Here is an 8,498-nt window from a genome sequence, read left to right on the forward strand (position 1 = left end):
ATGTATTCATCTGAAAATGATTATAGCATCCTCGAAGACAAAACCGCAACAGGTAAAAAGCGGGATTGGAGAGGAAAAAAGAGACGGGCCAATCTTATGGCGGAGCATTACGAGGCATTGGAGAAAAGAATCGGAGCGCCTTACTATGGCAAAAAGGGTGAGCGTTTATCTGAATGTGCAGAGCATCTGTCGTTTAAAAGAGACCCGGAAACGGGCAGATTGAAACTGTATCAAGCCCATTTTTGTAAAGTGAGGTTATGCCCGATGTGTGCGTGGCGCAGGTCGTTAAAAATTGCTTATCATAACAAGCTGATCGTTGAGGAAGCGAATCGACAGTATGGCTGCGGATGGATTTTTTTGACGTTGACGGTTCGAAATGTTAAGGGAGAACGTCTGAAGCCACAAATTTCCGAGATGATGGAAGGTTTTCGGAAGCTTTTCCAGTACAAAAAAGTAAAGACTTCTGTGCTTGGATTTTTCAGAGCTTTAGAGATTACGAAAAATCATGAAGAAGATACATATCATCCCCATTTCCATGTGTTGTTACCTGTGAAGAGAAATTATTTCGGTAAAAATTACATCAAGCAAGCGGAATGGACGAGTCTTTGGAAAAGGGCAATGAAGTTGGATTACACTCCGATCGTTGATATTCGGAGGGTCAAGGGAAGAGCTAAAATTGATGCTGAGCAAATCGAGAGTGATGTGCGGGAAGCCATGATCGAGCAAAAAGCTGTTTTGGAGATTTCTAAGTATCCAGTGAAAGATACTGATGTTGTGCGCGGCAGCAAGGTGACGGAAGGTAATCTGAACACGGTGTTTTATTTAGATGATGCGCTTTCTGCTCGCCGGCTTATTGGCTACGGCGGCATTTTGAAGGAAATTCATAAGGAGCTTAACCTTGGTGATGCTGAGGACGGTGATCTCGTCAAGATCGAGGAAGAAGATGATGAGGTGGCGAATGCAACATTTGAAGTTATGGCTTACTGGCATCCTGGTATCAAGAATTACATAATTCAATAGAAAAGCAGGCTTTGAGCCTGCTTTCTTACTTTAGTTTGCCCATTTGTATTGAGTGCTTATCTGATTTTTTCGAGCCTTATCGCTATATGATTTAATTATCAATTGTTTATGGAGTCCTAGAGAATCTTTGCATTGTCTGTGTTGAACTGTTACCCATACATTTTTTTGTTTAGGTACTTTTCCCAGAGCACCCCTTACTGAACCTGCAATGGCTGCTTTTAGTGCGCTTTTTGTGAACCAAAATGCTATTCCTCCTACTGCCCCGTCAATGATACTTTGAATTACTAATCGTTCGTAATTATTGTATGTAACATTATCATATTTTTTTGTAGCAATAATCTTACAAGAATTCAGATAATCGCCGGGGATTTGTTGGGCTTTCATTTCAGAAGCATGCACGTTTGCAGGAACAATGAGAAATACTGCAGTTGTTAAGCACAATAAAACTTTTGTCAATTTTCTCTTCAAAATTTATAACATTCCTTTCTTGTTAAATTATAATAAGTAATTGTATAGGTGTGGGTTTGAAAAATCTACCATTCTACCCTTAAAATTTTCTTAAATGTCAGGAGGTTCTACTTAATTTGAATAGTCTGAAATTTATTATCGTAGTAATTAGCTGTATAATAATCGGTTTTTTGATGGATTATCTAAGAGAAACGTACTCTGTACCCGTAGCTTTATCATTAGTGATAGCCTTTATTTTAGTTTTATTGTTGTACAATTCTTTTAAAAAGAACCAAGAGAAAAAAAAGAAACAGATATAGATACCGAAAAGTTACATAGTCACAAAGAAAGCAGGACATTAGAGCCTGCTTTTTATTATTGATTTTGAAAATTTGACACACAGAACAAAATGTTCATATTTTAAATGATGTGGGAGCGGGAAGGGTTTTTCCGATTTTCTGCCGATCTCTCATCGGCGGAAAAATCGGGTCGGCGGACAGCCGACAAGTGGCACGAACTTTCGATGCGATAGCGAGAATGAGAGAGCCACTGGCACCGCAGGTCGCACGTCCAAATTGAATCCGTAGGAACAATTTGGTGTAGTGCGTTACACCAAAACTGAAATTTTGTGTTACCATAACCCTAATAGAGTGGTATATATTGGGGGAATTCGTGTGGCGAATTATGCGGTTATCAGGATGGAAAAATACAAGAAAGATAGACTGAATGGGACGCAAAAACACAATCAGCGGGAGTTTCAAAAAAGCAAAAATGAAAACATTGATCGTGGCCGGTCGCATCTCAATTATGACCTTATCAACGGGCAACCGATCAGCTACGCACAGGCGGTTCGTGAAAAAATCGAGGGCAGGGTCAAACGGAAAGTGCGGGACGATGCCGTTCTGGTGAGCGAGTTTTTGATTACAGCCAGTCCTGACTACATGAACGGATTGAGCGAGACGGAGCAGCGGCGCTACTTTGAAGCGGCGGCTGATCATCTGAAAGAGAAATACAGTGCGGAAAACATGTTGTATGCCACGGTACATATGGATGAAGCGACCCCGCATATGCATGTCGGGATTGTGCCGATCACCGAGGATGGCCGGCTTTCTGCTAAAGATTTCTTTAACGGCAAGCTGAAGATGAAAGCCATTCAGGATGATTTTCACCGGCATATGGTGAAGAGCGGTTTTGACTTGGAGCGGGGAGAACCAAGCGAAAAGAAGCATGAAAATGTTCACCAGTACAAAATCAATCAGCGGAAAGCGGAGCTTGAGCGGCTGAATGCTGAGATCACTTTGAAGGAAAAACGGAAAGCCGAGCTGGAACAGCAGAACCGAGCGGTTGAATCAGTGGTTTCCGCCAAAAAAGAAGCGCTGACGACCAAAATGCAAGAGCAGCGGCTCCCGACCGTTGAGTATGAAAAAGCCGGTCTTTTCAAAAAAGACAAGGTGACTGTGCCGCAGCATGGACTTGAAAATTTGTATGCTTATGCGGAAGATCAAGGGAAAATGGCGGCGCAACTGTCTCGGCAACTTGAAGTGGAAACGGAAGAGAAGGAACGGTGGAAGTCCATAGCCGTCGAAGAAAGGGAACGGGCAGATTCGAAAGATAAGATGCTCTCGGATCTGCAGACGGCTATGAATGAGGAGGTCGAAAAAGCAAAAAGGGGGATGCGGCGGAAGCTGACTAAAGAATTTACGGAAGAGCAGCGGGAAGAACTCCGTCAGGAAGTGAAAGAAGAGCTGTCTGCTCTGAAAACAGAAAACAGCGAGCTGAGAACGGAGAATAAGGATTTGAAGCGGCTTACGCTGTCTCTGAGCGAACAAAAAGACAATGAGGTCAAAAAGCACGCCGAAACGAAAAAAAGCCTTAAAGCGGAAAGAGGCAGGTATGGTGAGCTGCTGAACTTCGCCCAAGAGCAGAATAAGGAGTTTCAGGTGCTGAACAAGGAAAATAAGACGTTAAGAGAGCGGGTAGCCGTACTGGAACAGTGGAAAGATAAAATGGTGCAGTGGGCTAAAGAAAAGTTGCCAAGGGTGCGGAAATTAGCGGCATCGTTTTTTCGTACGGCTGGAATGCCTAGAGAAGCGAATAAATACAAGGACCATGAATTAGAGCGGTGACTGTTGGTGGTATTAGCTGTTCTTCCAAAATTGCCACCACTTTTTTTGTTTAGTGGCTGCGATCATTTTTTGTGTCTCGAGCGACTCCCGTAATGCGGCAGTGAGTGTCTCGTGCCTTTCTTGCTGTCTTTTTTCGAATTGTTCCATCCGTTCTGCCATGTGGCGGTTGAATTCTTCCTGTCGCTTCATGAATTCAACCAAAGGATTGTCCTGTAGCGATGTAGCGGTATCCGATATGGTCAGTTTTGAACGATACAGGCTTGCTATATGCTTTACCGTTTCGTCGAGTGAGTGTCCATTGATTTTAGTCATTGTACATAGATACTCTAAAGTCTTTACGTCATCCTCGGTATAGAGTCGCCATCCTTTCGAATCTTTATTGAATGAGTAGCCTTGTTCTTCAAGCATACTGGCATACTTGCGGACAGTCACCGGCTCTATACCCAGGTGTTTTGCGACGTCCTTGGACGATAATTTGACTCCCATATCCATCACGAATCACCTCTTAGAAAAGATTCGCTATGGCGAGGTCCAAGCCCTTCAAGTGTTGTACCATTTAATTGAGCTTTTAGGTACTTAGGAATTCAGGTAGCGCAACAGATGAATTGTTGCGTTTTTTTATGTTTCAAAAAAAATAAAAAACTACTTTCGTCCGAAAAACATTTCGGGATTGGTTTTCGTGTTTACTCGTCTATGTTATTCCGTATTGTTATCCGTATAGTATTCGTATAGTTTGAACGAAAGAAAAAGCAAGTAAACAACGAAAAAAAGCGCATTGTAATGATGGGAAATCTGCGTTTGAGCGCGTTTGAGTATGTGTTTTTTTTCGTTTATGATGAATCTATCATACATAAGGAGATGTTTTAATGAGTAGTTTTAGGCTTTCGTTACCTTCATCGGATTCTGATATTAATGATGCTGCTTTGAAGCATTACTATAAAAGTTGGAGAGCGGTTAATCAAACAACTAAGTCTTCTTTTATAGCTTTAGATAATGCTTTTCGTGATACATATTTAAAAGACTTGGAATCTGGACCTTTAAAATTGTATCTCTATTTTTGTTTTGCTGCTAATAATGAGAATGGACATAGCTGGCACGGTATTCAGAAAATCGCTGATTATTTCGATTGTCAGACTCGGACTATTGATAATTGGATAAAAGTCTTGGTTGATAAGGATTTGGTTTATCGAACACAGAAAGGTCATAGATCACATACTACCTATCTTTTGCCTTTCAGTGACACTATTCTTATACAAAAGGCTTCGAAGAAGTACATTAAAGATGATCAGGACTTGCTTAATGGTTTATTAAAACGAATAAGGGAACTTGACTTTATCTATGGGGAAATTATTAAGGTCCATCATCTTTTTCAATGGTCTGTTTCAACAGAAAAAACTGTTGATGGAGATAAAAACAATCAATATCTTTTGGTTATTACTAAACGAAAAAACGGTGTTTTAATTGGACATGTTTATCCGTTGAGAAAATCGGATCATTTGAGTGTGAATGAATTACAGATTGAAGAACCATCTGTATTTGATAGTCCTTTTTATCTTAATGAATCAAGAATAATTGGTCTTGCATTGCCACATTATCCTAAAATTTTTTCTAAGTCTGGATTAAATGATTTATTGGGTTTGATAAGAGACTTAGTGATTATTGAAGATTGGCAGTTGGAAGATCGACCAAAACTTATTTATGGTGAAAAGCGGGATTTGATTCAAATAGAAGAAATGGATAATCAAAGTCAGGTAGATGAAGATAGTGAAGATAGAAATGAGTAAAATTGGATGGGGGAGCAATTATGAATTTTGAACAAATAGGGGTTATTAATGATACTGTGATTAATCAGTTGAATTTGGTTATTAGTCCAACTCCAATTTTTATTGGGAAATCTAATATTGATCATATGATTAAAGAGCATCCTGAGGATTTTAACAAATATGGTTGTTACTTGAAAGAAATAATTTCTTCTCCGGATTATGTTTCTCTTCATCCGAACAATGGATCTATTCAATATATTAAGGTTTTTTTTGACGAAGATAATGAAAAACGTGTTTTAGTTGCAGTCCGAGCAACAAAGAAAGGAGTATTTTTTGCGCGTTCGTTATTTGTGATGAGTGATTTAAAAGTGAAAAACTATACTAATAAGGGAATGCTGAAAAAATATGTAGCTCCAAAACAAAAGACCACAACAGAGTGAGTGTTATGGTCTCATTATCTTTTCGCAAGGATTTAGGCGGGGTGGCACTCCCGCATCTCCAACATAGGGTGATGGCTGCCTGTTCCATCCTCAGAAATCCTTCTTATTAGTTTATTCAACTTTCTATTTTTATTATACATGTGAAAATTTTATGTTTCAAGGGTGGTTTTGTTTAAACGAGTGTTTCTGGCGTGAGTCAACGGTAACCGGACCGTAGGGAGGATTAAGGAGTTGACTCACTCAGCGCCACCCGAACCCTTTCAGCACTCAAACAAACCCGTTTGTTTGACGCCAACCGGCGAGGGAGTCCCCCGAAGATTCGGGGGGTTGGGGGGATTGAGTATTGGCATCCAACGGCCATCCGTTGGTGGGTTTGGGCAAAGCCCAAGAACTTGACTAGTGAATTGGGACTAAGTTACTCTTGAAGGAGAAAAAAGATCGGGAAAAATAGTTGGTGAGAGAAGGGAGCGTAAGGCGACGGCAGTCGCCGAGCGGCAGCGATAGCGACCGGATCGAATCCAACCGAATACCCCTCCTATGCTAACAGGGGGGTAGTAATCGTAAGTGTTAAGCGGAATCCAAATGTGATTCCTTTTTTTATTTCAAGTATTTGTTGTGTAGTAATGAGATTCCTACTCCGGAAATTTATCGTTGCGGCATGTCGAAAATTTTCCGCAACAAAGTTATCAATCCTTCTCTTATGCTACCATTTTCATAAAAAGGGTTAAACTGGAGGGGGACGAGTTTTATGAGTGCCATTTCGTCTGCTACTGTGGGGGTTAAAATTAATGATTGGCATGAGTATATAAACAGATTTGATGCAAAAAACGCTGAAAAGTGCAAAGCAGAAGTAGAAAAAATGATCGAGGAAATGGAAGAGGACCAAGATTTATTACTGTATTATCAGCTGATCAGTTTTAGACATGATTTGATGATGGACTATCTTTTCCCGTCAGATTCTTCTAAAAAGTTGGAAACTTGGGAGTATTTAAGAAAATCTGAAGGGGCCGGACAGAAGTTAACGAAGCTGCTGAAATACTATGATCATTTGTTTAGAGGAATGTACGAATTTAGAAACGGGGATTATGTAACGGCCATTAATCATTATCAAAAGGCAGAAGCTAAGATTGCCAGAGTCACTGATGAAATAGAAAAAGCGGAATTTTATTTTAAGATGGCCGAGGTTTTTTATCACATGAAACAGACTCATGTTTCTATGTATTATGTGAAAATGTCTTATGATAAGTATAAGAAGCACCCTACATACAAAGTAAATATGATCAAATGTCTTTTTGTTATTGCAGGAAACTACGATGATTTGAATAACCATAAAAAAGCCTTGGTTCATTTACAAATAGCTTTAGAAATGGCTGAAGAAGTTGGCAATGAATTGATGCAGACATTTGCATATTTAAATATGGGCAATAGCTATAACCGTTTGCAAAGTCCAATGGCTATTCCTTTGTATCACCAAGCCATTAAGCTTGCAAAAAAGGCGGGGGCTAAAGAAATCATTCAGGCTTATTACGATTTGTCCCTTATTCACTTTCAGAATGGTGAAATGATCGAGGGGATGGACTTTTTTAAAAAGGCAGTAAAGGAAGCTGAAGCGTTCGAAAATGAATTTTACATGAAATTGTTGAATGTACTAAAAGCATTATTTATTAATACTGCTAACAGACAAAATGTAAAAAATGCATTGTACGGACTAAAGACCGAAAAAGGCTATCCATACTTTGAAGAGCTAGCTTTAGTGGCTGCAGAATTCTATACTAAGAAGAGGCGCATGGAAGATTCTATATACTTTTACAATGAAATGGTGTGCGCTCAAAGACAAATTCAGAGGAGTGATTCTCATTATGAAATTTAAAAGTCTTTTTGCTGCTGTCCTCATTTTGGGTCTGTTAGCCGGCGGTGCAGGTTATTCTGTTTCTCATGGGGAAATTTCAGTTGCTTCTCGAAATGCAACATAAGGAAAATTTAAGGCCTAAATGGGGCGGACTCTTAGAGTCTGCTTTTTTTATTGCGAAAATCGTTTTAAAGCCTTTTAAGGCGTTTTATTGGGTTCCCTTTATAAAAGGGGCCGTTTTTTATTTAAAGCCCGTAGAAACGAATCTGAGCATTCTGAGGACGCCTTTAGGTATGCAGATTAGCTGTTCACCTTTTTTAAGTAGCGAGTAGCGGAGTGCCCACTTACGCACCTTGTCGAAAGGTGCTCGTTTTTTCGCACCGGCGAAATAAATAATGCTACGCATTTGACCATGGTTGGATGTGTTGACAGCGTGTTGATAGAAAAGGCCATGTGCTGACTGTGTGGAGGTTCATGTGTTGGTCATGTGGAGACGTGCGGTTTTTTAAAGATATTGAATATCTAAAATAATGCGCGGCTGCAGGGCCGATTTTTTGAAAAAAAATCTCCCCCTATGGGGGAAGAATGGTTTTGATCTTAGGTTTTGGGTTTTAAAAAAAGACCGGCAATTCTGCCGGCCTTTTTTACGATTTTGACGGAGTCGAAATCGGGTCTTTTCTTATCTTGATACTATATAGCAACAACATCATTTTGAAAAACCTTATTAATGCCTTATGTGTCAAGGCTTTTACGCCTTTTTGACAGGTAAAAACTCCTTCTGCTATTATTTAAGGTGACCAAACCAAAATAATAGATTGCTAGAGGACTAGCATCAGAAGGAGTTTCTTTGTTC

The 8,498-nt window shown here is 39.9% G+C and carries 8 protein-coding genes; 6 read left to right on the forward strand and 2 right to left on the reverse strand.

The features are described from left to right. Positions 1-1,020: protein rep (locus V7728_RS20180; RefSeq protein ID WP_335371377.1), on the forward strand; the 1,020-nt coding region annotated here is incomplete at its 5' end. Between the two features lie 30 nt (positions 1,021-1,050). On the opposite strand, the gene V7728_RS20185 is transcribed toward V7728_RS20180, so the two are convergent. Beyond that, positions 1,051-1,488: a hypothetical protein gene (locus tag V7728_RS20185; protein WP_335371378.1), complete on the reverse strand. Its 438-nt coding sequence runs from the start codon at positions 1,486-1,488 to the stop codon at positions 1,051-1,053. A gap of 653 nt (positions 1,489-2,141) precedes the next feature. On the opposite strand from V7728_RS20185, the gene mobV reads away from it, so the two are divergent. Continuing rightward, positions 2,142-3,593, forward strand: a complete 1,452-nt coding sequence (gene mobV / locus V7728_RS20190) for a MobV family relaxase (RefSeq protein ID WP_335371379.1) — start codon at positions 2,142-2,144, stop codon at positions 3,591-3,593. Between the two features lie 12 nt (positions 3,594-3,605). Here mobV and V7728_RS20195 read toward each other — a convergent pair whose 3' ends face one another. Next, entirely contained in the window at positions 3,606-4,085 is a 480-nt protein-coding gene (locus V7728_RS20195) for a DUF3967 domain-containing protein (RefSeq protein WP_060387308.1), read from the reverse strand. 374 nt (positions 4,086-4,459) lie between these two features. Between V7728_RS20195 and V7728_RS20200 the strand changes: the two genes are divergently transcribed. The 4 genes from V7728_RS20200 to V7728_RS20215 all read left to right on the forward strand — a co-directional run bounded on the left by V7728_RS20200 (position 4,460) and on the right by V7728_RS20215 (position 7,769). Further along, complete coding sequence (locus V7728_RS20200; RefSeq protein ID WP_335371380.1) at positions 4,460-5,377, forward strand: hypothetical protein; 918 nt, start codon at positions 4,460-4,462, stop codon at positions 5,375-5,377. Positions 5,378-5,397: 20 nt separating this feature from the next. Beyond that, positions 5,398-5,796 (forward strand): PBECR3 domain-containing polyvalent protein, encoded by a 399-nt coding sequence (locus tag V7728_RS20205; RefSeq protein ID WP_335371381.1) that lies wholly within the window; start codon positions 5,398-5,400, stop codon positions 5,794-5,796. A gap of 748 nt (positions 5,797-6,544) precedes the next feature. Continuing rightward, on the forward strand, positions 6,545-7,666 hold the full coding sequence (locus tag V7728_RS20210; protein WP_335371382.1) for a response regulator aspartate phosphatase: 1,122 nt from the start codon (positions 6,545-6,547) through the stop codon (positions 7,664-7,666). After that, complete coding sequence (locus V7728_RS20215) at positions 7,656-7,769, forward strand: hypothetical protein (protein ID WP_003156806.1); 114 nt, start codon at positions 7,656-7,658, stop codon at positions 7,767-7,769. Before V7728_RS20210 ends, V7728_RS20215 begins: the two co-directional genes overlap by 11 nt. Positions 7,770-8,498: the final 729 nt, after the last annotated feature.

It is taken from the genome of Bacillus sp. JHAA (assembly GCF_036961585.1).
GTDB classification, from domain to species: domain Bacteria; phylum Bacillota; class Bacilli; order Bacillales; family Bacillaceae; genus Bacillus; species Bacillus velezensis.